Origin of the sequence: Rhizobacter sp. OV335 (assembly GCF_900142965.1) — a bacterium.
Classification (GTDB): Bacteria; Pseudomonadota; Gammaproteobacteria; order Burkholderiales; family Burkholderiaceae_C; genus Rhizobacter.
Genome location: NZ_FRCQ01000039.1, coordinates 22,292 through 45,515 on the forward strand (window position 1 = coordinate 22,292; position 23,224 = coordinate 45,515).

Annotated in this window: 22 protein-coding genes; 9 read left to right on the top strand and 13 right to left on the bottom strand. The window is 69.2% G+C overall.

The genetic code is table 11. The features are described 5' to 3' along the window. Positions 1-72: 72 nt before the first annotated feature. The 4 genes from BUE42_RS28260 to BUE42_RS28275 all read left to right on the top strand — a co-directional run bounded on the left by BUE42_RS28260 (position 73) and on the right by BUE42_RS28275 (position 2,976). Entirely contained in the window at positions 73-1,245 is a 1,173-nt protein-coding gene (locus BUE42_RS28260; RefSeq protein ID WP_073468620.1) for an acetate/propionate family kinase, read from the top strand. 35 nt (positions 1,246-1,280) lie between these two features. Then, on the top strand, positions 1,281-2,048 hold the full coding sequence (xth, locus tag BUE42_RS28265; RefSeq protein ID WP_073468621.1) for an exodeoxyribonuclease III: 768 nt from the start codon (positions 1,281-1,283) through the stop codon (positions 2,046-2,048). A gap of 120 nt (positions 2,049-2,168) precedes the next feature. Next, on the top strand, positions 2,169-2,540 hold the full coding sequence (locus tag BUE42_RS28270; RefSeq protein WP_143171817.1) for a hypothetical protein: 372 nt from the start codon (positions 2,169-2,171) through the stop codon (positions 2,538-2,540). 88 nt (positions 2,541-2,628) lie between these two features. Then, positions 2,629-2,976: an HrpB1 family type III secretion system apparatus protein gene (locus BUE42_RS28275; protein ID WP_143171818.1), complete on the top strand. Its 348-nt coding sequence runs from the start codon at positions 2,629-2,631 to the stop codon at positions 2,974-2,976. Between the two features lie 28 nt (positions 2,977-3,004). Here the strand turns inward: BUE42_RS28275 and ntrC are convergent, their stop codons facing one another. The 11 genes from ntrC to BUE42_RS28330 form a co-directional block, all read right to left on the bottom strand. Beyond that, positions 3,005-4,507 carry a nitrogen regulation protein NR(I) gene (ntrC, locus tag BUE42_RS28280; protein ID WP_073468624.1) on the bottom strand — a complete coding sequence of 501 codons (1,503 nt, stop codon included), beginning with the start codon at positions 4,505-4,507 and terminating at the stop codon, positions 3,005-3,007. 42 nt (positions 4,508-4,549) lie between these two features. Then, positions 4,550-5,653 carry a nitrogen regulation protein NR(II) gene (gene glnL / locus BUE42_RS28285; protein ID WP_369823016.1) on the bottom strand — a complete coding sequence of 368 codons (1,104 nt, stop codon included), beginning with the start codon at positions 5,651-5,653 and terminating at the stop codon, positions 4,550-4,552. A 20-nt stretch (positions 5,654-5,673) separates the two neighbouring features. Then, positions 5,674-6,183, bottom strand: coding sequence for a hypothetical protein (locus tag BUE42_RS28290; protein ID WP_073468625.1), 510 nt, complete (start codon positions 6,181-6,183; stop codon positions 5,674-5,676). A 154-nt stretch (positions 6,184-6,337) separates the two neighbouring features. Then, positions 6,338-7,753 (bottom strand): type I glutamate--ammonia ligase, encoded by a 1,416-nt coding sequence (glnA, locus tag BUE42_RS28295; protein WP_073468626.1) that lies wholly within the window; start codon positions 7,751-7,753, stop codon positions 6,338-6,340. A gap of 246 nt (positions 7,754-7,999) precedes the next feature. Further along, positions 8,000-8,794, bottom strand: a complete 795-nt coding sequence (locus tag BUE42_RS28300) for a competence/damage-inducible protein A (protein ID WP_073468627.1) — start codon at positions 8,792-8,794, stop codon at positions 8,000-8,002. After that, positions 8,791-9,672 (bottom strand): EI24 domain-containing protein, encoded by an 882-nt coding sequence (locus BUE42_RS28305; RefSeq protein ID WP_073468628.1) that lies wholly within the window; start codon positions 9,670-9,672, stop codon positions 8,791-8,793. Before BUE42_RS28305 ends, BUE42_RS28300 begins: the two co-directional genes overlap by 4 nt. Positions 9,673-9,717: 45 nt before the next feature. Next, positions 9,718-10,710: a sterol desaturase family protein gene (locus tag BUE42_RS28310; RefSeq protein ID WP_073468629.1), complete on the bottom strand. Its 993-nt coding sequence runs from the start codon at positions 10,708-10,710 to the stop codon at positions 9,718-9,720. 24 nt (positions 10,711-10,734) lie between these two features. Next, complete coding sequence (locus tag BUE42_RS28315; protein WP_073468630.1) at positions 10,735-11,505, bottom strand: polysaccharide deacetylase family protein; 771 nt, start codon at positions 11,503-11,505, stop codon at positions 10,735-10,737. Further along, positions 11,489-12,460, bottom strand: a complete 972-nt coding sequence (locus BUE42_RS28320; RefSeq protein WP_073468648.1) for a YncE family protein — start codon at positions 12,458-12,460, stop codon at positions 11,489-11,491. The genes BUE42_RS28315 and BUE42_RS28320 overlap by 17 nt, the downstream gene beginning before the upstream one ends. A gap of 158 nt (positions 12,461-12,618) precedes the next feature. Continuing rightward, positions 12,619-13,431 carry a TIGR00266 family protein gene (locus tag BUE42_RS28325; RefSeq protein ID WP_073468649.1) on the bottom strand — a complete coding sequence of 271 codons (813 nt, stop codon included), beginning with the start codon at positions 13,429-13,431 and terminating at the stop codon, positions 12,619-12,621. A 39-nt stretch (positions 13,432-13,470) separates the two neighbouring features. Next, a complete protein-coding gene (locus tag BUE42_RS28330; RefSeq protein ID WP_143171819.1) occupies positions 13,471-14,496 on the bottom strand; it encodes a hypothetical protein in 1,026 nt (341 codons plus the stop codon). A gap of 255 nt (positions 14,497-14,751) precedes the next feature. On the opposite strand from BUE42_RS28330, the gene BUE42_RS28335 reads away from it, so the two are divergent. Then, entirely contained in the window at positions 14,752-15,243 is a 492-nt protein-coding gene (locus BUE42_RS28335) for a heme-degrading domain-containing protein (protein WP_073468632.1), read from the top strand. A gap of 77 nt (positions 15,244-15,320) precedes the next feature. Here the strand turns inward: BUE42_RS28335 and BUE42_RS28340 are convergent, their stop codons facing one another. Then, positions 15,321-16,652 (bottom strand): DUF6445 family protein, encoded by a 1,332-nt coding sequence (locus tag BUE42_RS28340; protein WP_073468633.1) that lies wholly within the window; start codon positions 16,650-16,652, stop codon positions 15,321-15,323. 180 nt (positions 16,653-16,832) lie between these two features. Here BUE42_RS28340 and BUE42_RS33980 point away from each other — a divergent pair, with 180 nt between their 5' ends. The 4 genes from BUE42_RS33980 to BUE42_RS28360 all read left to right on the top strand — a co-directional run bounded on the left by BUE42_RS33980 (position 16,833) and on the right by BUE42_RS28360 (position 21,169). Continuing rightward, positions 16,833-18,020, top strand: coding sequence for an imelysin family protein (locus BUE42_RS33980; protein WP_143171820.1), 1,188 nt, complete (start codon positions 16,833-16,835; stop codon positions 18,018-18,020). After that, positions 18,017-19,450: a di-heme oxidoreductase family protein gene (locus tag BUE42_RS33985; RefSeq protein WP_073468634.1), complete on the top strand. Its 1,434-nt coding sequence runs from the start codon at positions 18,017-18,019 to the stop codon at positions 19,448-19,450. Before BUE42_RS33980 ends, BUE42_RS33985 begins: the two co-directional genes overlap by 4 nt. After that, positions 19,447-20,583, top strand: a complete 1,137-nt coding sequence (locus BUE42_RS28355) for a DUF1513 domain-containing protein (protein ID WP_073468635.1) — start codon at positions 19,447-19,449, stop codon at positions 20,581-20,583. Before BUE42_RS33985 ends, BUE42_RS28355 begins: the two co-directional genes overlap by 4 nt. Before the next feature lie 76 nt (positions 20,584-20,659). After that, entirely contained in the window at positions 20,660-21,169 is a 510-nt protein-coding gene (locus BUE42_RS28360; RefSeq protein WP_143171821.1) for a hypothetical protein, read from the top strand. A gap of 7 nt (positions 21,170-21,176) precedes the next feature. Here the strand turns inward: BUE42_RS28360 and BUE42_RS28365 are convergent, their stop codons facing one another. Beyond that, positions 21,177-23,216, bottom strand: a complete 2,040-nt coding sequence (locus tag BUE42_RS28365; protein WP_073468637.1) for an LTA synthase family protein — start codon at positions 23,214-23,216, stop codon at positions 21,177-21,179. Positions 23,217-23,224 lie beyond the last annotated feature (8 nt).

Here is a 23,224-nt window from a genome sequence, read left to right on the forward strand (position 1 = left end):
GCGCCGATGATGGGCCCACCAGAACCGGCGGACTATGCTGCAGATCAATACCCGCACTGAAGGCCTGTCGCGATGGAACCCCTGCTGCTCACGCTGAACGCCGGCTCGTCGTCGATCAAGCTCGGCTTGTTCCGGCTCGGCGACGGCGGGCCGTCACCGGTCGGCCGCGGCCGGCTCGACCTGCAACAGGTGCCGCTCACGCTGTCGCTCGACCGCGCAGGCCGCCATGCCGACCTGCCGCTGCAGGCCCCGGTGACCGAGTCGCTGCACGAGGTGGCCGACGCGATGCTCGATGCGCTTGAGCGCGACGGCGTGCTGGCCGGCCTGCACGCGGCCGGACACCGCGTCGTGCATGGCGGCCTGCAGCACCGCGGCCCGGTGCGCATCGACGACGCGGCGCTGGCCGCGCTCGACGCGCTGACGCCGCTCGCGCCGCTGCACCAGCCGCACAGCCTGCGCCTGGTCCGGGCGCTGCGGCGGCTGCGGCCGGCGCTGGCGCAGACGGCGTCGTTCGACACCGCGTTCCACCAGACGCAGGACCCGCTCGCCCGCCGCTTCGCGCTGCCGCGCGCGCTGCACGACGCGGGCGTGCAGCGCTACGGCTTCCACGGGCTGTCGTATGCCTTCATCGCGCGCGAACTCGCGCGGCTCGCGCCGCAGGCGGCCGACGGGCGCGTCGTCGTCGCGCACCTGGGCAGCGGCGCCAGCCTGTGCGGGTTGCAGGCCGGCCGCAGCATCGACACCAGCATGGGCTTCTCGGCCCTCGACGGCGTGCCGATGGGCACGCGCTGCGGCGCGCTCGACGCCGGCGTGCCGCTGTACCTGATGCAGCAGCGCGGCCTGTCGCACGACGAGATCGAGGACCTGCTGTACCACCGCTCGGGGCTGCTCGGCGTGTCGGGGATCAGCGCCGATGCCCGCACGCTGCGCGCAAGCGATGCGCCGGCCGCGCGCGAGGCGCTGGCGCTGTTCGCGCTGCGCTGTGCCGGTGAAGCGGCGCGCCTGGCGACCACGCTCGGCGGGCTCGACGCGCTGGTGTTCACCGCCGGCATCGGCGAGCACGATGCCGCGCTGCGCGCCGCCGTGTGCGAGCGGCTCGGCTGGCTCGGTGTCGTGCTCGACGCCGACGCGAACGCACGCCATGCGCTGCGCATCGACGGGCCCGGCAGCCGGATCGCGGTGTTCGTGATCGCGACCGACGAGGAGCGCACGATCGCCGACGAGGCCTGGGCGCTGCTGCGCTGACGTACGATGCGCGCCTCCGCCCGAAAGGTTTGCCCGTGAAACTCGCCACCTGGAACGTCAACTCCCTCGCGGTGCGCCTGCCGCAGCTGATCGACTGGCTCGCGCTGCACCAGCCCGACGCGATCGTGCTGCAGGAAACCAAGCTCACCGACGACAAGTTCCCGAGCGCCGAGATTGAGGCCGCCGGCTACCAGGTGCAGTGGTTCGGGCAGAAGACGTACAACGGCGTCGCGCTGCTGTCGCGCGCGGTGGCGAGCGACATCGTCAGGAACATCCCCGGCCACGACGACGAGCAGGCGCGCGTGATCGCCGGCACCGTCAACGGCATCCGCATCGTCGGCGCCTACATCCCGAACGGGCAGTCGGTCGAGAGCGACAAGTTCCAGTACAAGCTGAAGTGGCTGACGGCGCTGCGCACCTGGCTGGCCGACGAGCTGACGCGCCACACCCACCTGGTGCTGATGGGCGACTACAACATCGCACCCGAAGACCGCGACGTTCACGACCCGGTCGCGTGGGCCGGGCAGGTGCTGTGCACGCCCGAGGAGCGGGCGCACTTCCAGGGCCTGCTGTCGCTCGGGCTGCACGACTCGTTCCGGCTGTTCGAGCAGCCGCCGAAAAGCTGGAGCTGGTGGGACTACCGCAACCTCGCGTTCCGCAAGAACCAGGGGCTGCGCATCGACCACATCCTGGTGAGCGACGCGCTGAAGGGCCAGGTCACCGCGTGCGTGATCGACAAGCCGACGCGCAAGAACGAGCGACCCAGCGACCACGCGCCCGTCATCGCCGAGCTCACGCCCTGACCTGACGCTTCGGCTTTCCACACGCCGCAACGCCTCGCAGGGCAGCGCCGCACCGGGGCGTTCGCACAATGGACCCGTCAACTAATTTCAGTGACGCTTCATTGAGGAGTTCCTATGCGCGTGAATGCATCTCGTGGAAATGCCGGAGCCGGTGCCGCAGGTGGCGCCAACGCTGCGGGCGGCGCGGCCCCCGCAGGCAAGGCCGGCGGGCTGATGGGCCCGGGCGGACTGGGCCGTGAGGCCGCGAAGACCGGCGGCCTGGGGCTGTTGGGCGGCGGCGCCTCGTCGCTTGGCGGGCATGCCGTCGACAAGATGCTCAGCGGCGGCCAATCGGGCGGCGCACAAGGTGCGAGCAATGCGAACGCCGCCGCCTTCGCTCAGCAAGGCCCGGGCGGTCAGCAAGCCGCTGGTGGTGCCCAGGATCCGCAAGCCGCTGCCATCCAGGCCATCCTCGGACGCCTGCTGAAGCAGGGCGGTGGGGGCGACGACTGAGTGTTTCCTCGAAGTCGGCCTCACCCGAGGCTCTTGAGGCCGGCTTCGGTCAATGGCTGTTCGTGACCCTTCGTGAAGGTGCCCCACCGTGACACTCAACACCACTGCGGAAATCCGCGAAATCACTGCGTCGATGACGAACGCGTTGCTGCAGGGCCAGATCGAGCAGGCCCACAGCCACTGGTTCCAGCTGCGGGCGATGGACGACGTTGCGCCGGAGTACCTGGCCATCGGCGCCTTCATCCACATCCAGCGCGGCGAGATCCTCGACGCAATGCACTACATCGACACCTTGCCCGAAGGCTGCTGCCCGGACCTGAAGGCGATGTGCTACTACCTGCTGGGCGATCCCATCTGGCACGCCCACGCGCAGGCGCTCGAAGAGAGCCCCAATCCGCTGATCCGCCAGTCGATGACGGCCTTGCTGGCCGCCTAGCCCGGGCGTGGACCCGGGCCCGCCGGCCTCAATCGTCGAGCCCGAGTTCCTGGATCTTGCGGGTGATGGTGTTGCGCCCGATGCCGAGCTTCTGCGCGGCTTCGATGCGCCGCCCGCGCGTGATCTCGAGCGCGGTGTGGATCAGCTGCGCCTCGAACTTGCGTGTCAGCGTGTCCCACACCTCCGGCAACCCGGCCTGCAGCATCGCGCGCGATTCACGCTCCAGGTCGACCAGCCAGTGCGTGCTGGTCGCCACCGCGGCCACCGCATCGGGCAGCGGTGCCGCCACCGGCGCGGCCACATGAGCCGCTGCACCCACCGTTGACGCCGGCAGCTCGGCCGGCTCGCCGACCGGCACGCGTGACGGAATCGCCACCAGGTCGCCCTGGAATTCCGGCGGCAGGTCCTTGGCCTCGACCACCTGGGCCGGTGCCATCACCGTCAGCCAGTGGCAGATGTTCTCCAGCTGCCGCACGTTGCCCGGGAAATCGAACTGCATCAGCCGCGCCAGCGCCGCCTCGGTGATGCGCTTGGCCTCGACGCCCAGTTCCTTCGCGCTCTTCTGCAGGAAGAAGCGCGCGAGCGACGGCACGTCCTCGCGCCGCTCGCGCAGCGCCGGCAAGCGCAGCCGGATCACGTTCAGCCGGTGAAACAGGTCCTCACGGAAAGCACCGAGCTTGACCCGCTCTTCCAGGTTCTGGTGCGTCGCCGCGATCACGCGCACGTTGCTGCGCAGCGGGTTGTGCCCGCCGACGCGGTAGAACTGCCCATCGCTCAGCACGCGCAGCAGCCGCGTCTGCAGGTCGAACGGCATGTCGCCGATCTCGTCGAGGAACAGCGTGCCGCCGTCGGCCTGCTCGAAGCGCCCGCGCCGCGTCGTCTGCGCACCGGTGAACGCACCGCGCTCGTGGCCGAACAGCTCGCTCTCGAGCAGGTCCTTCGGGATCGCCGCGGTGTTGATCGCGACGAACGGCCCGCTCGCGCGCGGGCTGTGCTTGTGCAGCGCCTGCGCGACCAGTTCCTTGCCCGAGCCCGACTCGCCGGTGATCAGCACCGTGACCACGCTCTGGCTCAGCCGCCCGATCGCGCGGAACACGTCCTGCATCGCCGGCGCCTGGCCGAGCATCTCGGGCATCTGCGCCATGCGCTCGTCGCGCACCTCCTCGCGCATGCTCTCGTCGAGCGCACGGCGGATCAGCTCGACGGCCTTCGGCACGTCGAACGGCTTCGGCAGGTACTCGAAGGCACCGCCCTGGAACGCGCTGACCGCGCTGTCCAGGTCGGAGTAGGCCGTCATGATGATGACCGGCAGGCCCGGATGGCGCTCCTTGACCTTGCTCAGCAGCTCGATGCCCGAGCCGCCCGGCATCCGGATGTCGGATACGAGAACCTGGGGTTCATCGTCTTCGAGCGCGAGGAGCACGTCGCGCGGGTTGGTGAAGCTGCGCACCGCGAGGTCTTCACGCGCCAGCGCCTTCTCCAGCACGAAGCGGATGGATTGGTCGTCGTCAACGATCCAGATGGGTTTCATGCCCTGCCTGTGGTTCCGGTCCCGCCCGCCCCGGCTTCTGGCTCAGGGCAAGGGGATCACGATCTTGAAAAGGGTCTGGCCCGGTTTGCTCTCGCATTCGATCATGCCCTGGTGTTGCTGCACGAACGTTTGCGCCAGCGTGAGTCCCAAGCCCGACCCGCCATCGCGCCCCGATACCAGCGGGTAAAAAATGCGATCCCGGATCGACTCCGGTATCCCCGGGCCGTTGTCTTCGATATGCAAGTCCAGTGCCAATCGATATCGTTGCTTGCCCAGGGTGACCTGCCGCGCGATGCGCGTGCGCAGCGTGATGCGGGCATCGCCCTGCTGGATGCGCTCGGACAGCGCCTGCGCCGCGTTGTGCGCGATGTTGAGCACCGCCTGGATCAGCTGCTCGCGGTCGCCGCGGAAATCGGGAATCGAGATGTCGTAGTCGCGCATCACCGCCAGCCCGCGCGGGAACTCGGCAATGATCAGCGAGCGCACCCGCTCGCAGACCTCGTGGATGTTGACGTCGCTCACCACGTGCGGCTTGCGGTGCGGCGCGAGCAGCCGGTCGACCAGCGCCTGCAGCCGGTCGGCCTCTTGAATGATGACCTGGGTGTACTCGGTCAGCGCGCGCGACTCGACCTCCATCTCGAGCAGTTGCGCCGCGCCGCGGATGCCGCCCAGCGGGTTCTTGATCTCGTGCGCCAGGTTGCGGATCAGCTCCTTGTTGGCCCGCGCCTGGCCGAGCGCGCGCTCCTCGCGGTCCTGCCGGGTCTGCTGCTCGATTTCCACCAGCTCGACGATCGCCTCGTTCGGCCGGTCGAGCTGGTTGACGATCACGTGCACCGGCAGCGCATCGCCATGCGCCGACACCGGCCGGCGCAGCAGCGCCTCGAAGCGGCTGGTCGAGAAATCGTTGCGCACGACCGCGGCCACGGTGTCGCGCACCGAGTTGGCATCGATGAACCAGTCGAACAGCGAGCCGCCCAGCACGCTGCGCCGCGGCAGGCCCAGCACGTTCTCGAACGCGGCATTGGCGAACAGGCAGCTGCCGTCGTCGCGCACCACCGCGACCATCGTCGCCAGGTGGTCGAAGGCCTCGTAGCGCCCGGGCAGGTCGCCCGCCACCGCCGAACGCGCGGGCTTCGGCTTGTTCACCGGTTTGGCCACCGGCTTGTTCACTGAAGCTTCGCGAGTTCCCGCCTCAGCGCGGCGACGTCGCTTTCCTTGCGCATGATGTTCGCCTTCATCTCGGCGACGCGATCCTGGTACTTCTGGTAGTTCTTCTCGTCGCCCTGGCGCTCGGGCTCGCCGTTGTTGTAGGCCTTCTGCAGCTCGGCCAGGCGGTCTTCTTCCTTCTTCAGCTCGGCTTCGAGGATGCGGCGGGCATCGCTGTCGCGGGCGCGCTGCTCGTTCGGGTCGACCTTGTTCTCACCGGTCCTGGCGGCCGCACCCGAGGCCGCCTTCGCCGGGCGCAGCCCCTGCACCACGGTGATCGGCGTGCCCTCGATCGTCTTGCAGCCTTTTTCCTTGGCCTCCTTGGCCGACAGCGTGTCGGTGTAGAGCACCGGGTTGCCGGGGCAGCGGTAGACGGTCTTTTCGTCGGCCGCCCGTGCAGGCAGGGCGATCACGGTGGCGACGGCAGCCACCGCGAGCGCGCAACGGGTCGTGGTTCGATGAGAGCGCATGAAAGTCCTCGGGCCGTGGAATCTGGTCGGATTGTGGCTGATCCCGCCATGTAAAAAGGGACGGCGCGTGCCGTCCCTTTGTTTCCCAATGTCGTCGGGCGGAGCCACCAGACCTGAGAGCCTGCGCTCCCGGCCAAGGTTCCGCGCGCCGCGATCAGGCGCTGTAGTACATGTCGAACTCGACCGGATGCGTCGTCATGCGGAAGCGCGTGACTTCCTGCATCTTCAGCTCGATGTAAGCGTCGAGGTAGGCATCGGTGAAGACACCGCCCTTGGTCAGGAACGCACGGTCCTTGTCCAGGTAGTCGAGCGCCTGGTCGAGGCTGTGGCAGACGGTCGGGATCTTCGCGTCTTCTTCCGGCGGCAGGTGGTACAGGTCCTTGGTGGCGGCTTCGCCCGGGTGGATCTTGTTTTCCACGCCGTCGAGGCCGGCCATCAGCAGCGCCGAGAACGCCAGGTACGGGTTCGCCAGCGGGTCCGGGAAGCGCGCTTCGATGCGGCGGCCCTTCGGGTTGGCAACGTACGGAATGCGGATCGAGGCCGAGCGGTTCTTGGCCGAGTAGGCCAGCTTCACCGGGGCTTCGAAGCCCGGGACCAGGCGCTTGTAGCTGTTGGTGCCGGGGTTCGTGATCGCGTTCAGCGCGCGGGCGTGCTTGATGATGCCGCCGATGTAGAACAGCGCGAATTCCGACAGGCCTGCATAGCCGTCACCGGCGAACAGGTTCTTGCCGTCTTTCCAGACCGACTGGTGCACGTGCATGCCCGAGCCGTTGTCGCCGACGATCGGCTTCGGCATGAAGGTCGCGGTCTTGCCGTAGGCGTGGGCCACGTTGTGGATCACGTACTTCTGCAGCTGCAGCCAGTCGGCGCGCTGCACCAGCGAGCTGAACTTGGTGCCGATTTCCATCTGGCCGGCGTTCGCCACTTCGTGGTGATGCACTTCGACCGGGATGCCCAGCGATTCGAGGATCAGGCACATCTCGGAGCGCAGGTCTTGCGCGCTGTCGACCGGGGGCACCGGGAAGTAGCCGCCCTTGACGGCCGGACGGTAGCCCGAGTTGCCGTGGTCGTATTCCTTGCCGGTGTTCCAGGCCGCTTCTTCGGATTCGATCTTCGAGAACGAACCGGACATGTCCACGTTCCAGCGGACGCTGTCGAAGATGAAGAACTCGGGTTCCGGGCCGAAGTAGGCGGTGTCGCCGATGCCGGACGACTTCAGGTAGGCCTCGGCACGCTTGGCCAGCGAGCGCGGATCGCGCTCGTAGGGCTTGCCGTCGGTGGGCTCGATCACGTCGCACGTGAGGATCAGCGTCGGCTCTTCGAAGAACGGGTCGACGTTGGCGGTGTTCGGGTCCGGCATCAACAGCATGTCGGAGGCTTCGATGCCCTTCCAGCCGGCGATCGACGAACCGTCGAAGGCATGACCGGAGATGAACTTGTCTTCGTCGAACGCAGACAGGGGCACCGAAACGTGTTGCTCTTTGCCGCGGGTATCGGTGAAGCGGAAGTCAACGAACTTGACCTCGCTTTCCTTCACCATCTTCATCACGTCGGCGACGGTCTTTGCCATCAGGTTCTCCTAGCGAGAGGCTTGTGGGGTGAGTGGGTGGGTAGAGACGACAGATTCAGTGCCGGGAGGGGCCTGGAAATGCGCACAGGAATGTAGCAGAAAGCATGCCCGCGCCCGATGACAGCGCAGGCCCAGCCGGCATGCGCCCCACCGGGTGAGCGAGGGCCCCAAACCCGCGATGGATGCAGGTCAGTGACGCCACATTGGTGCATCGCCCGGCACCAGGCTGGACGCGGAATCCGGCGTTCACCGCACCAACTCGGGGCCGAGTTGCGCACCATGGCCACGCAGCCCGGCCAGCAGTTCGGCGAAGGCTTCGGCCACCGGGCCGGCCGCGCCCTTGACGCCGAGTTCGATGTGGCGCCCCCATTGCGGGTGGTCGACGCTCGGCAGGCTGAACACCTTGACGCCGTCGAAGCGGGCCTCGATGGCCTCCATCAGCGGCGTGAGGGTCGACTCCATCGCGCCGAACACGATCACCGACTGCTCGCGCGGGCGCTCGGCGCTGTGCTCGCCGGGGTAGCGCTCGTCGAGCACCCACTGCAGCATCGGCCAGGCCATCACCGGGAAACCGGGCACGAAGTGCACATGGCCGACCGAGAAGCCGGCGATCTTGTTGTAGGGGTTCGGGATGATCTGCGCGCCCTCGGGGAACATGCCCATGTTGAGCCGGTGCAGGTTGTCGGCGCGCTCGGGCTCGTACGGCAGGCCCTGCTCGGCGGCGATGTCGCGCATGCGCTCGAGGATCAGGTCGCGCGCCTGTGGATGCAGCGCCAGCGGCACGCCGAGCGCATTCGCGGCGCACTGGCGGGTGTGGTCGTCGGGCGTCGCGCCGATGCCGCCGCACGAGAACACCACGTCGCCGCTGGCGAAGGCCTCGCGCAGGTGCGCGGTGATGCGCGCGGGGTCGTCGCCGACGTAGCGGGCCCACGAGAGCGCGATGCCGCGCTCGTTCAGCAGCGCGATCACCTTGGGCAGGTGCTTGTCCTCGCGTTTGCCGGAGAGGATCTCGTCGCCGATGATGATGACGCCGAAGTTCATGCGATGTCCTGTGAAGCGGGGGGCGGCGGGAGCGGTGTCGGGTCGGTTGGCGGCGGCAGCACGACGGCGGCGGCCAGCTGCTGCTCGGCGCGCAGCTCGGCCAGCGCCGCCAGCGCGAAGTGCGCGAACCACAGCGACGAGAACGCGAACACCAGCGTGTAGATCCAGATCGCGACCGGCACCAGGATCGGCGCGAGCGCGAGGAACATCAGCCCCGAGGCCCACACCAGCGACGGCGCGGCGCCGAGGTAGCCGGTGGCGATGCCGAGCCCGAGGAAGCTGGTGCGGTGGCGGCGGATCAGCTCGCGGCGTTCGTCCTTGCTGGCGTGCTCAGAGAGCACGTCGTAGACCATCACGCGGTAGGTCAGCCAGCCCCAGATCAACGGCGGCACGACCAGCACCATCAGCGGCACGAACCACAGCGGGATCGACGCGATCAGCGCGACCACCGCGACCGCCGTCGAGCCGAGGCTGACGACGACGCTGCCGAGGAAGGTGCCGCCGCGGCGGCGCTCCAGCAGCGGGAAGCGGCGCTGGGCCACCAGGTTCAGCATGGCCGGCGTCATCAGCGTCGCGACCACCAGCAGCGACAGCAGCACCAGCACCGGGGTCGCGAGGAAGATCACGACCAGCGGGCCGAGCACCGACTTCAGGTTGCCGGCGCCGATGCTCTCGAGCCAGTTGAAAAGGGCATGCAGCAGGTCCCACGAATTGAGCAGGTCGCGCACGCCGTCGATCGCGGCTTCCCAGAAGAAGTAGCCGAGGCCGAAACTCAGGCCGACGAGCAGCGCGAGTGGCAGCAGCGACAGGACGACGACGCGCGGGTGCAGGCAGTAGGCGGCGGCGCGCCAGAAGGAATCGAACAGCGGTTTCACCATGGGCCGGCAGGATAACCGGTGCTCCCGGTCCCGTTCCCGACGGGTTCAGTTCTTTCGTCCGAACGCCCGCCTGAGCCCCAGCCACTGCTGGTGCCAGAACCCTTGCCCGTACTCGCGCCCACCCGCGTCGGGCAGCTGGTCGCGAATGCCCGTCGGGTCGTAGCGGACCTCGAAGTTGCCGGTGCGGAACAGCACGTCCCACACCGGGAACAGCACCGCGAAGTTGTGGCCGCCGAGCGTGCCCTGCCCCGCCGTCTCGTGCCCGAGGCCGATGCTGTGGTGCAGCCGGTGGAAGCGCGGGCTGACCAGCACGCGCTCGAACACCGTGCCGAACCAGACCCGCAGGTTCGCGTGCGACAGGCTCTCGAGCAGCTGCGTGCAGGCCACCACCGCGATGAACTGCCCCGGCGGGATCCCGATCAGCCGCGCGACGATCACGATCACGCTGTCGCGGATCAGGTCGTCGAGCAGGTGGTTGCGGTTGTCGCTCCACATCGTCATCTGCCGCTGGCTGTGGTGCAGCGAATGCAGCCCCCACCACCAGCGGAATTGATGCTGGCCGCGGTGGATCCAGTAGTCGACGAAGTCGAACACCAGCAGGTAGGCGACGAAACTGAACCACGCACTGTCGGTGACGCCCGGCCACCACGGCGCGAACCACTCGTCGAACTGCCAGGTCGGCAGGCCCGCCAGCCGCGCGGCACCGAAAGCCTCGTCGAACAAGGGATCGACCGCAAAGAACAAGCCCACGCGGAACAGCCCCAGCCGGTGGATCAGCGTGTACAGCACGTCGGTGCGCACCGCGCGCCGGTCCGTCACCGGCTCGACCGGGCGCCAGCGCTCCAGCGCGCCGATCACCACCAGCAGCACGACGATCTGCAGCAGGCCGACCAAGAGCCAACCGGTCGCGTCGAACGCATCCTCGACGACGTTGCCGAGCCCGAGGTGGAACGCGAGCGGCTGCACGACGCCCTCGAACAGCGCCTGCTGCACGCGGCCGAAGGCGTCGGTGAAGGCGAGCAGCAGCGAATCGATCATGGCGAGAAGTTTCGGCGGAAAGGATCAGCGCTGGGCAGCATCCCGGTAAGCCGGGTGGTCGCGCAGCGTCGCGAAGCAGAAGCCGCGCTGTTTCAGGCCCTGGATCAGCGGCTCGAGCACCGCCGGCGCCCACGGGTCCTGGCGCGACCAGATGCCGAGGTGGGCCAGCATCACGTCGCCCGGGCGGATGTGATCCAGCGCGCGCTGCAAAAGTTGCGCATTCGGGTACCGATCGCTCGGCAACTCGTCGCCGAGGAAGCCGGCTGCGCTCCACGGCACGTGGGTCCAGCCGCAGGCCTTGGCCGCCGCCAGCAACGCCGGCGAGGTCTTGCCGCCGGGGGCACGGAACAGATGCGGCATCGCCTGCCCCGTCATCGCGCGGAAGCGGTCGGCGGGGCGCTGCAACTCGGCGCAGTACTGGGCCGCGGTCCAGGTCAGCAGCTTGCCGGCGTCGGGGCCCGCGCTCGGCCGCACCTTGAAGCCGCCGCCCTTCAGGTCAGCCACCCAGTAGACGTGGTCGAAGGTGTGCGAGCCGAACACGTGGCCCTCGGCCGCGCGCGCCTTCCACCACGGCGCCCACTGGTCGTCGAGGCTGGTGCCGTCGGTCTTCGTCTTCTCGTTGGCGAGGAAGAAGGTCGCCTTCACCTGCTCGCGCTCCAGCACCTCGGCCACCAGCGGCGCCACGCCCATGTGGCCGGTGTCCAGCGTCAGGTAGACCGGCTTGTCGCAGCCGGCGGCATGGGCCTGGCCAGCCAGCAATGCCGCAACGATGAAAACGCTAGCGGCGCGACGCATGGTCGAGCGTCCACACGCCGTGCGGCGAGCGGCCCACCGCCACTTGGCGGATCACCTGCTTCTTCTCGATGTCGATCAGCGTCAGCTTGCGGGCCCAGCGCGAGCTGACCAGCAGCGTCTTGCCGTCGGCCATCACGTCGATGCAATCCGGGCCGCCGGGCGCCGGGTAGGTGTCGACCACGCTCAGCGTGCGCGTGTCGATCATGCTGATGGTGTTGGCCACGCGGTTGCTCACGAACACATGCTGGCCATCGCCGCGGCTGCGGAACGCATGTGCGCCGGCGCCGGTCGGGATGCGCTTGACGAGCTTGGGCTGCGCCTGGCTCACGTCGTAGACCTCGACGAACTCGTCGCCGGTCAGGCCGACCAGCAGCAGCTTGTCGTCGGGCGTCAGGTAGACATCGGCCGGCAGCTTGCCGACGGTGATCTTCCAGCGCGGCTTCTGGGTCGCGATGTCGATCGCCATCAGCTCGTCGCTGTCCTGCATCGACGAGTAGATGACGGTGCTCTTGCTGTCGATCGACAGGTGGCTGGGCGTGCGCGACGCGGCCACGCGGCCGGCCAGCTTCATCGGGTTGGCGGCGTCGGCCGGCTCCCAGCGGTAGATGTCGATGTGGTTCAGCCGGTTCGCTGCGGTGACGAACCACTTCATGTCGGGCGAGAAGCGCAGGTGGTACGGGTCGGGGATTTTCGTGATCGTGCGCTGCACCTCGGCAGTGATCGGGTCGACCAGCGTCAGCGAATCGCTGAGCGCGTTGGCGACGATCAGCGACTTCTCGTCGGGCGTCAGGTAGAGGTGGTGCGGTTCCTTGCCGGTGGGAATGCGGCGGATCTCGGTGAACGTGGTCGGGTCGATCACGCTGATCGACGCGTCGAGCGAGTTCAGCACGAAGATCGGCGGTTTGACGGCGGCGCCAGCGGCCTGCGCCCCTTGCAGGGCGGTGGCCAGACACAGGGCCGACAGGACGAGCGACGGAAGGCGGGGCAGCGCAGACAGCAGTTTCAAGACCAATACCGGCAAGAGAAACCGGCATTTTAGGCGGGCGCAGCGTGCGCCCACCTTCGAATTGGCCTGCGAGCGTCTTTCTGTTCTGCGCTTCGTCAAGCCAGGCGTCAGTCGTCGTCGCCGCCGAGGATGCCGCCGAGCAGTCCGCCGCCGGCGAAGCCGCCGAGCACCGAGCCTTCTTCACGGCGTCCGCCGTTCTGCGGCGCGGCCGCGAACACGCGCGACGCGAGGCGCGAGAACGGCAGGCTCTGCAGCCACACCGTGCCGGGGCCGGTGACCTTCGCGAAGAACAGCCCTTCACCACCGAACAGCGCGGTCTTGATCTTGCCGACGTACTGGATCTCGAAGCTGACGTTGGGCGTCAGCGCGACGATGCAGCCGGTGTCGACCAGCAGCGTCTGGCCGGGCTGCAGCTCGCGCTTCAGCACGGTGCCGCCGGCATGCACGAAGGCGAGGCCGTCGCCCTCGAGCTTCTGCATCACGAAGCCTTCGCCGCCGAAGAAACCGACCGACAGCTTCTGCTGGAAGAAGATGCCCAGCGACACGCCCTTGGCGGCGCACAGGAAGGCGTCTTTCTGGCAGATCAGCGTGCCGCCGAGCTGGCGCAGGTCCATCGGCAGGATCTTGCCGGGGTACGGGGCCGCGAACGCGACCTTGCGCTTGCCCTGGCCCTGGTTGGTGTAGACGGTGGTGAACAGCGACTCGCCGGTGATCAGCCGCTTGCCGGCGCCGAGCAGCTTGCCGAAGATGCCGCCCTGGCTGGCCGAGCCATCGCCGAAGACGGTGTCCATGCCGATGCCGGCGTCCATGTACATCATGCTGCCGGCCTCGCCGACCGCCGCCTCGCCCGGGTCGAGTTCGACCTCGACGAACTGCATCTCCGAGCCCTTGATCTCGTAGTCCACCACGTCCATTGCCACGTTCATGCTCCTGGTTGAGAACGGGCGGATTCTGACACCTCAGGTCATCAGCTTCGCGCGCAGCTTCGCCATGCGCAGCGCGCGCCTCAGGAAGAAGCCGGTCACGTCGAACCCGGTCCCGCCCTTCGAGAACTCCTGCTCCGGCCCGTCGCACAACCGCACGGATCGCCACGCGATGCCGTCGCGCGGCCGGTGGGCCGGCAGCAGGTTCGCGCCGAAGCCGACGTACTCGGCCACCAGCGCGCCGCGGCGCCGGTCGAACAGCTGCAGTTGCACCCGGGCGACCCAGTGGCTGCGGTCTTCCGGGGTCGAGGTGTCCTGCACCGTCAGCAGGTAGCCCGCGGTGCTCGCGCGCACCGGTCCTTCGATCAACTGCAGCAGGTCGGTCTGCGCCAGGCGCGCCATGAACTCCTCGGCATTCGACGGCAGCAGCAGCGTGCGGCCCGCGGACTCCCACCACATCCGGTGCGCCGTCACGGAGATCGCGCCGCGCGAGGTCGCCCGCCGGTCCTGCTCGACGAAGTCGAACTGCGACGACGCGAGCACCTCGCGGGCCGTCGGTGCATCGAACCACTCGACCGGCGGCAGGTCGTCGAGCGTCGGCCGGTGCAAGCGCTCGATGTCGAGCAGCACGCCCTCGTTGGCGCGCACGCGGTCCGCGTCGCTCGCGGTGGTCAGCCGGCGATCGCTGTCGCAGCGGCGCGCCAGGTAGGCCAGCGCATTGCCCACCATCGCGTCGTTGGCGGCCTGCGAGCGGGCTTGCGCGGCCTGGTGCCGCACGGCTTCGAGGGCGAGCCAGCCGAGCCCGTGGGCCGCCGCCAGCACCATCAGCGCCAGCACGGTCGCGACGCGCCGGTGGCGCGTCGCACGCGGCGTTCGGCTCAGCACGCCGAGCACGAACGACGCCCCCACGAGCAAGGCGACCGCGCCCAGCGCCAGCAGCATGGGGGCGTTGATCCAGGCCACCAGGGCCTCGAAGCTGCCGGGGACCGCGTCGGGGACGGGAACTTGAAGGGGAACGGGAACAACATCGGAAACGAACGGGGTGTCGATAGGGGACGGCATGAGCCCATCCTTTTCAAAAAAAGGGGTTCAGGGGAACAACAGGTCGGAGACCACGGATCGGGGAGATCACAGACGTCGGACCAGAAAGCCCCCGGGTGTCAAAGGCCGGCCGCGTCGAATACCTGAAAGTGTGTCCCGCCTCCCTATTCACCTACGCTGACGCATGCGGTGATTGCATAGTTTTGAGGGCTTCCCGATACAGTCGGGAGCGAAAACGCTGCTCCACCCCCTCGTCAACCCTTGCTTCGACACCCCATGGACCTCGAAAAAGATCTGAAAACGATTGCCCGGCAAGAGGATTGTTTTCAAATGAAACACTTCAATGAGGCCACCGCATGGGCCCTGGGCGTGCGGCTGAGGGAAATGGCCGAAGCGCGCGGTGTCGCGATCACGATCGAGGTGCGGCTGGCGAAGGAAACGGTGTTCTTTTGCGCGATGCAGGGCACCTCGCCGTCGAATGCCGACTGGGCGCGCCGCAAGCGCAACACGGTCGAGCTGCTGCACCACAGCTCGTACCGCGCGGGGCTCGACCACGCGCTCAACGGCGGCACGCTCGAGTCGAAGATGGGCCTGCCGCTGCGCGATTACGCCGACCACGGCGGCAGTTTCCCGATCGTGGTGGCCGGCAGCGGCTGCATCGGCGCGGTGACGGTCTCGGGCCTGCCGCAGCGCGAGGATCACGCGATGGCGGTCGAGGCGCTGGCCGAGCTGTGCGGGGTGTCGCTGGAGGGGCTGCGGCTGGATTGAGGCGCAGCGCGAGCAGGCTTCGACAGGCTCAGCCCGACCCTTCGACAGGCTCAGGGCGAACGGTGGGTGCGCTCAGCTCAGCGCTCCGACTCGAAGTGGAACAGCTGCACCAGCCGGCCTGACTCGGGGCTGTCGCCGAACAGCTCGGTGATCGCGTGGAAGAAATCGCTGCGGAACACGATCAGCCGGTTGAAGCGCATCGGCACCTCGAACAGGAACTCCCAGGTCGCATCCCGCTGCTGCTGCCATTCGGCGAACGGCAGCCGCCGGTTGATCGGCAGGTGGCGCTTCTGGAAGTCGAGGAACGACGCATGCCCCATGCCGGCCAGCGCCGCATCGTCCGGGCGGCGGTCTTGCCCGGTCGCACGGTGCCGGTAGAAGCGCGTGCCGCCGCGGCAGTCTTCCGGCTGACTCAGGTACAGCACGCCGCCGAAGATGTGCGGCAGCGTCGGGTTGTCGACGTGCACGTCGGCGCGTGCCTCGTCGGCGGCCAGGCTGACGCGCAGCGCGCCGTTGTCCGGCGAATCCCACTTGATCGCGCGCCCCAGCAGGTCGGCGATGCGCTGCATCGTCGCGTCGACCGGCTGCGGCGGCGTCTGCACGCCGGGGAAGTTGCCATTCGGCGAGCGCTGCGCCTGCGTCGCGCACAGGCGAAGCGCCTCGGCGCGGAAGGCCTGCGGATCGGGCAGGAAATCGTCGATGACGAGCAGGTCGCGCTCGATGCAGGCGCGCTCGAGCGCGGCGGCATCGACGCTGGCCGCCGCGTTCAGCAGCAGCGCGGGCGACGCCCGCGAGGCCACTGAGCCGGCGCGCGCGAACCCCATGTTCAACCGCTCGGCGATGCGCGGCGCAAGCGCCACGGCGCGCTGCGCATGCGGCAGCGCCTCGGGCATTGCCCAGCGCAGGTAGCGCAGCCGCGCCAGCGCCTCGTGCCATTCCGCGTGATCGGGTTGCAGTGCCAGCGCGGCGGCATAGCGGCGCTCGGCCTCGTCGAAGCGCTGCAGCTGCACGCACAAGCCGCCGAGCATCGCCAGCCCCTGCGCATCGTCGGGCCGCAGCTCGCATGCGAGCTGCATCTCGGCCAGCGCCTCGGGCGCCTGGCCGAGCTGCAGCAGCGCGGTCGCGAGGTTCATCCGGTAGTCGGCGGCATCGGGCTTGCGCGCGATCGCGCGCCGCACGAAGGCGACGCCCAGCGCCGGCTGGCGCAGGCTGAGGTAGGCGACGCCGAGCAGGTGCAAGGCCTCGGGGTTCTCGGGCTGGGCGGACAGCGCGGCCTGGTACAGCGAGAAGGCCTCGCTCACCCGGCCTTGGGCATGCAGCGCGCGACCCTGCGCCAGCGCAGCGTCGGCGTCGACCGGACGCGCGGCGGCCGGCGCTGCCCTGACAGGCCGGTGGGAAGTCTTGTTCATGGATTCGGAATCGGATCGAAGCCGATGCGCGAGGCACCGAAGTGCGCCATCAGACACGCGCTTCCAAAACGTTCGCTGACGCAGGGTCTTTCACACCACGACATCCCCCGACATGAAGCATGTCCAGCGGGCGTGGCTTGATCTATATTGCAACGCCCCTGGGCCTCGAAGAACCACAAGATGAACAAGCGCGAGATGCTGCATGCCGTGGCCGCGGGGCTGGGAACGATGCTGTGGCCGGCGCAGGCGGGCGCGGCCGCCGAGGTCGACGCCGCGGTGCTGCCGTTGGTTCAGCCGGTCGTTCGACACTACGCGATGCTCGTCCACGCCTCCTACAGCGACAGCCTCGCCGCCGCGCTCGCGATGCAGCAGGCCATCGCCGCCTTCCTCGCTCAGCCCTCGGCCGACACGCTGAAGGCCGCGCGCACCGCGTGGCTCGACGCCCGCGAGTGGTACGGCCAGACGGAGGCCTTCCGCTTCTACGCCGGCCCGGTCGACGACGGCAAGGGACCGGAGCAGCGCATGAACACCTGGCCGGTCGACGAGTCGTACATCGACTACGTGCGCGACCGGCCCGACAGTGGCCTCATCAACAACCCGAAGGCCCCGCTGACGAAGGCGGCGCTGGCGGCGGCCAACATCCGCGGCGGGCTCGAGAACGTCTCCACCGGCTGGCATGCGATCGAGTTCCTGCTGTGGGGCCAGGACCTCAGCGAGACCGGCCCCGGCGAGCGCCCGTTCGAGGACTACGTCGACGGCAAGGGCGCGCATGCCGACCGCCGCCGCCAGTACCTCGCGGCCGTCACCGGGCTGCTGATCGACGACCTGCGTTACCTGATCGCCGCCTGGGCGCCCGGCGCGAAGGCGAACTACCGCGCGAAGTTCGAGCGCGGCGGGCTCGAATCGGTGCGGCGCATCATCATCGGCATCGGCGCGCTGTCGCGGGCCGAGCTGGCCGGCGAGCGCATGGAGGTCGCGCTGAACACGCAGGACCAGGAGGACGAGCAGTCCTGCTTCTCCGACAACACGCACCGCGACATCGTCAACAACGCGCTCGGCATCGAGAACGTCTGGCTGGGCCGCTTCAGGCGGCGCGACGGCAGCCTGCTGCAAGGGCCGTCGCTGCGCGACCTGGTGGCGGCCAAGGACGCGGCGCAGGCCGAGCGCACCACGCGGCAGATCGCCGCCTCGATCGCCGCGGCGCAGGCGATCCACCCGCCGTTCGACGTCGAGATCCGCGGCAGCCGCAGCGCGCCGGGGCCGATGCGCGTGCGCGCGACGATCGACAGCGTGCTCGCGCAGGCGCGCGAACTGGGCGCTGCCGCCAACGCGATCGGCATCACGCGGCTGAACATGGTGAAGCCGTGAAGCGGCTCACGCAGGGGCTGCTCGCGGCGCTGGTGGCCGCGAATGCCGTGCTGCTGCACGCAGCGCCCAACGACGACGCGCTGACGCCCGACGAGCAGACCGGCGGCGCGACCACCGTGGCCGCGACCGGCCGCAATGCGTTCTCGTTCGCCGCCGCGAACCTGAACGACGACGAACGCACGCGCTTCGCGGTCGGCAACTCGTTCTTCCGGCGCAACTGGGTCGAGGCGCCGTCATCGACCGCGGCACGCGACGGGCTCGGCCCTCACTTCATCGCGCGCTCCTGCGGCGGCTGCCATGTGCAGAGCGGCCGCGGCGCGCCGCCCGACTACACGAAGCCGCTCGATGCGCGCGGCGAGCCGCCGGTCGCGCTGCTGCTGCGCCTGTCGATCCCCGGCGAAGGCCCGCACGGCGGCCCGCGGCCCGACCCGATCTACGGCGACCAGCTGCGCACGCTGGCCGTGCCGGGCGTGCGCGTCGAAGGCCGCATCACGATGCAGGTGCGCACGCTGAGCGGCAGGTTCGCCGACGGCACGCGCTACACGCTGCGCCAGCCACGCTTCGGCGTGGCCGGCCTCGCCTACGGCCCGGCTTCGAAGGACCTGCAGTTCAGCCCGCGGCTCGCGCCGCAGCTGATCGGCATGGGGCTGCTGGAAGCCATCCCCGAACAGCAGATCCTCGACAACGCGGCGCGCCAGGCAGCAGCACCCGGCCCGGTCAAGGGCCGTCCCAACCAGGTCTGGGACGCGTTCGAGCAGCGGATGATGCTCGGCCGTTTCGGCTGGAAGGCGAACGTCGCGACGGTCGCGCACCAGACCGCGGCCGCCTTCGTCGGCGACATCGGCATCACCTCGAGCCGCTTCCCGGAAGAGTCCTGCACCTTCACGCAGGACGACTGCCGCGCCTCGCCGCGCGGCGCGAAGGGCGAGGCGCCGGAGATCGACGACCGCACGCTCGGCGACGTGGTGTTCTACCAGGCGAGCCTCGCGCCGCCGGCTCGCCGCCGCCCGGGCGATGCGCAGGTGAAGCACGGCCGCGCGCTGTTCGAGCAGGCGCAGTGCGCCGCCTGCCACCGGCCGAGCTACGTCACCGGCGACAGCCCGCTGCCAGACTTCGCGAGCCCGGCGCTGAAGGGCCAGACGATCTGGCCGTACACCGACCTGCTGCTGCACGACATGGGCGACGGCCTGGCCGACGGGCGGCCCGACTTCCTCGCCGGCGGCCGCCAGTGGCGCACGCCGCCGCTGTGGGGCGTGGGGCTGATCCGCGACGTCAACGACCACCAGCAACTGCTGCACGACGGCCGCGCGCGCGGCGTGCTCGAAGCGGTGCTGTGGCATGGCGGCGAGGCCGACGCGAGCCGAAGGCGCGTGTTGACGATGACGGCCGCCGAACGCGCGGCGCTGGTGCGCTTCGTGGAGTCGCTGTGAGCCGAGGCGGCTGGACGCGGCGACGCTGGCTGCAGGCGTGCGCCGCGGTGTCGGGCGGTGCGATCGGATCACCATGGGCCGCCACCGCATCGGCCTCGCTGGCCGCCGCCTGGCAAGGCCGTGACGGCGGCGCGAACGTCGGCGTCTTGCGCCTGCAGGGCCATCGGCTGCAGGTGCACCGCTCGATCGCCGTGCCGACGCGCGCGCACGGGCTGCTGCAGGAACCCGGCGGCACGCTGCTCGCCGTCGCGCGCCGCCCCGGCGACTGGCTGATGCGCTGGGACCGCGACGGCCGCGTGCTCGCGCTCGCGTGGATCGAACCGAACCGCGCGTACAACGGCCACCTGATCGCCGATGCATCGGGCGACACGCTGTACACCAGCGAGACGGACCTCGACAGCGGTGCCGGCCTGATCGGCGTGCGCGATGCCCGCACGCTGGACAAGCGCGCCGAATGGCCGACGCACGGCCGCGACCCGCACATGCTGCTGTGGGACGAACACGCCGCGCCGTTCACGCGCCTCGTCGTCGCGAACGGCGGCATCGAGATCCGGCCCGAGACCGGCCGCATGAAGCTCGGTCTCGATCGCATGGATTCTTCGCTGGTGCGGATCGATGCCGCGCAGGGCGACTTGCAGGGCCGCTGGCAAGTCGACGATGCGCGGCTCAGCCTGCGCCATCTCGCGTGGCATGGGCACGGCAGCAACGCGGTGCTCGGCATCGCGATGCAGGCCGAGCACGGCGACGCGACGCTGCGCAGCGCCGCGCCGGTGCTGGCGCGCTTCGACGGCCGCGCGCTGCAACCCGCTGCATCGCCCGCACTGGCCGGCTACGGCGGCGACATCACCGCGGACGATGACGGCTTCGTGATCGGCTGCCCACGCGCGCAAGGCCTCGCGCGCTGGCAAGCCGACGGCCAGTGGCAGGGCCTCATGCCGCTGCGAGAGGCCTGCGCTGTTGCACTTGATGCATCTCGTGCGCTGTGGGCCGCCGGGCGATCGGAAGCCCAACGATCGGCAACAAAGGTATCTGACGCAAAAAAAGACGATCGGTCGCAAGTTGGTCTTCCAATTGGTCTGCAACTGGACAACCATTGGTTGGTGCTTCGAGACGTTGCGGCGAAAGAGGGGTAACGCCCCGTAAACCTTCGTCCGTAATTGCGGCTCCTTCGCTATCGTTTGCGCACAACACGACAGGGGGATCCAACCCATGAACCGAGTGCTCTCATGGCCGTTGCTGCCGCTTCCCGCGCAGCATCTCGAGCAAGTCGCACGCAGCCGCCACGTGGCGGTGGTATCCGACAAGCAGGCCGTTCGCATCACCCTTTCCTTCGGCATCGTCGAGATGCTGATCGCGCCGAACCAGCAGCCGATGCTGCCGGGCACCGAGGTCTATGTGTGGTTCAAGGGCGGCGGCTTCCTGTGCGGCCCGAAGCGCGAGATCGACCTCGCCGAGCGCGAATCGCGCCATGCACTGCGCCGCGTGAAGGCGGCACGTGCCGCGCTGGCCACCAGCCGCGCCGAGCGCGCTGCACGGCTGGCGGCCGACATCGACATCCTGCTGCCCGAGCTCGATGCCGCGATCCCCGACAACGGCGACAGCGACCTCGCGCCCTTCGATTCGTCACCGCTGCCGCTGGACACCGCGCCCGGCCAGCTCGACGAGCTCCGCGACGTCGAGCGCACCGCGGCACCGCTCGGGGAATCGAGGCGTCATTGAGTCCTGGTCACTGAGCCTTCGGCAGCTTGTGGTTGTGCGTCTGCAGGTACAGCGCCGCATGGCCGTACGCTGCCGGGAAGTGCCCCCACTGCTGCTGCAGCGCCGCGATCTCCGGCGCCACCGGCTGCTGCTGCAGCAGGTTGGTCGACGGCTTGTCCGACAGGATGTCGAACAGCGCCGGCGGCTGCCGGTCGACCAGCATGTGCGTGCCGACCAGCACGCCCAGCTGGCGCGGCCCGGTGAACTGGAACTCGAAGGCGACGCGGCTCGCATCGAACTGCGGATCGAGCAGGTCGCGCCCGAGCGTGGTGTTGCGGTAGCCGATGCCGGCCAGCGACGCGAGTGTCGGCAGCACGTCGACCTGCTGCGCCCAGTGGTCGATGCGGCGCGGCGCCACATGCCCCGGCGAGTAGACGAGGAAGGGCGTGTGGCCCTGCGTGATCGCGAGGTCGTGCCATGACTTCGGCAGGTGCGGGCCGGTCACGCCGATGATGCCGTGGTCGCCGATGAACGCGAAGAGCGTGTTCTTGAAGTAAGTCTCTTGGCGGGCCGCCGCCATGAAGCGGCCGATGCACCAGTCGAGGTAGGCGAACGCGCGGTACTCGTCGACCGAGATGAAGCCGTTGTCCTCCAGCTGCGCGTCGGTCGGCGTCGGCGGCTGGAAGGCGGCCTTGTCTTCGTCGGGGATGGTGTACGGCCGGTGGTTGCCGCTGGTCTGGATCATCGCGAAGAACGGCTTCTGCTGGGCGCGGAACATCTCGTTCGCCTCCAGGAACAGGTTCTTGTCGGAGACGCCCCAGACGTCGACCACCGGTGATTTCAGGCGCGTCTGCTCGACGATGTCGATGTCGTCGATGCTGGCCGTCAGCACGCCGCGCACGTTGGCCCACGAGGTGCTGCCGCCGATGAAGTAGAACTTCTTGTAGCCGGCGAACTCGTTGATGATCGACTGCTGGTTGCTGGCGGCCGGGTTGCGCGACGCAGTCGATTCGACCGAGACATCGGGCATGCCGGTGACGGTGGTGAAGACGCCGCGCGCGGTGTGGCCGTGCGCGCTCATCATGCGGGTGAACAGCAGGCCGTCCTTGGCGAGCGCGTCGTAGTTCGGCGTCGCGCCGAGCGGGCTGCCGATCGCGCCGACCTTGTGCGCCGCAAAGCTTTCCAGCAGCACCAGCACGACGTTCATCGGCGGCTGGCCGGCGCGTTCGGGCTTCGGCGGCACCGTGCGCAGCAACGAGATCGGCTCGCCCGGCTTCAGCGGCGGCAGGCCGACGAAGGCGCGGATCGCATCGGCATCGGGCCGCATCTCGGCGTCGCCCAGGCTTTGCGCGCGGAAGGTCCAGGTGTCGTACAGGTTGTGCAGCGGGTTCAGCGACAGCTGCTGCGCGAACGCGTTCTGCAGCTCGATCGAATCGCTCCAGCGCAGCGGGTACTGCGAGAACTTGCCGTGGATGCCGAACACCGCGAGCAGCACGACGACGGTCTCGGCGACGCCGACCTGCCAGCGCTTGCGGGGCGCCTGTCGGGTCTGCTGATCCGTGGACACGATGCGCTGCCACAGCCAGCCGAAGATGAAGTGGCACAGCACCAGCCACGCCACCACGGCGAGCGTGATGCGCCCGACCGGGTAGGTCTGCGTGACCATGCCGGTCGCCTCGCCGATGTCGCGCGCCAGCGAGATGATGACGGCCGTCAGCCGCTGCGCGAGGTACGCGAAGTGGCCGGCATCGAGCACCACGCCGAGCGCCCACACGAAGGCGGCGAGCATCCAGTACGTCCACCAGAAGGCGCGTGCGCGCGGCGGGCGCAGCCAGCGGCCGACCCACGGCAGCGTGGCCAGCAGCCAGGCAAGCAGCACGGTGTCGAGCGCGACGCGCAGGTCGAAGCGCGCGCCGAGCCACAGCGCCGCTGCCCAGTCGCCGGGCGACAACGCCGCATCGGGCGGTGCGAACCAGAGGCCGAAGACGGCGCGGCAGAGAGTGCCGACGAGGAGGAGCACGGCGGCCATCGCGAGGGCGAGGCGAAGATGCAGGCGCAGCAGGGACATGGTCGATC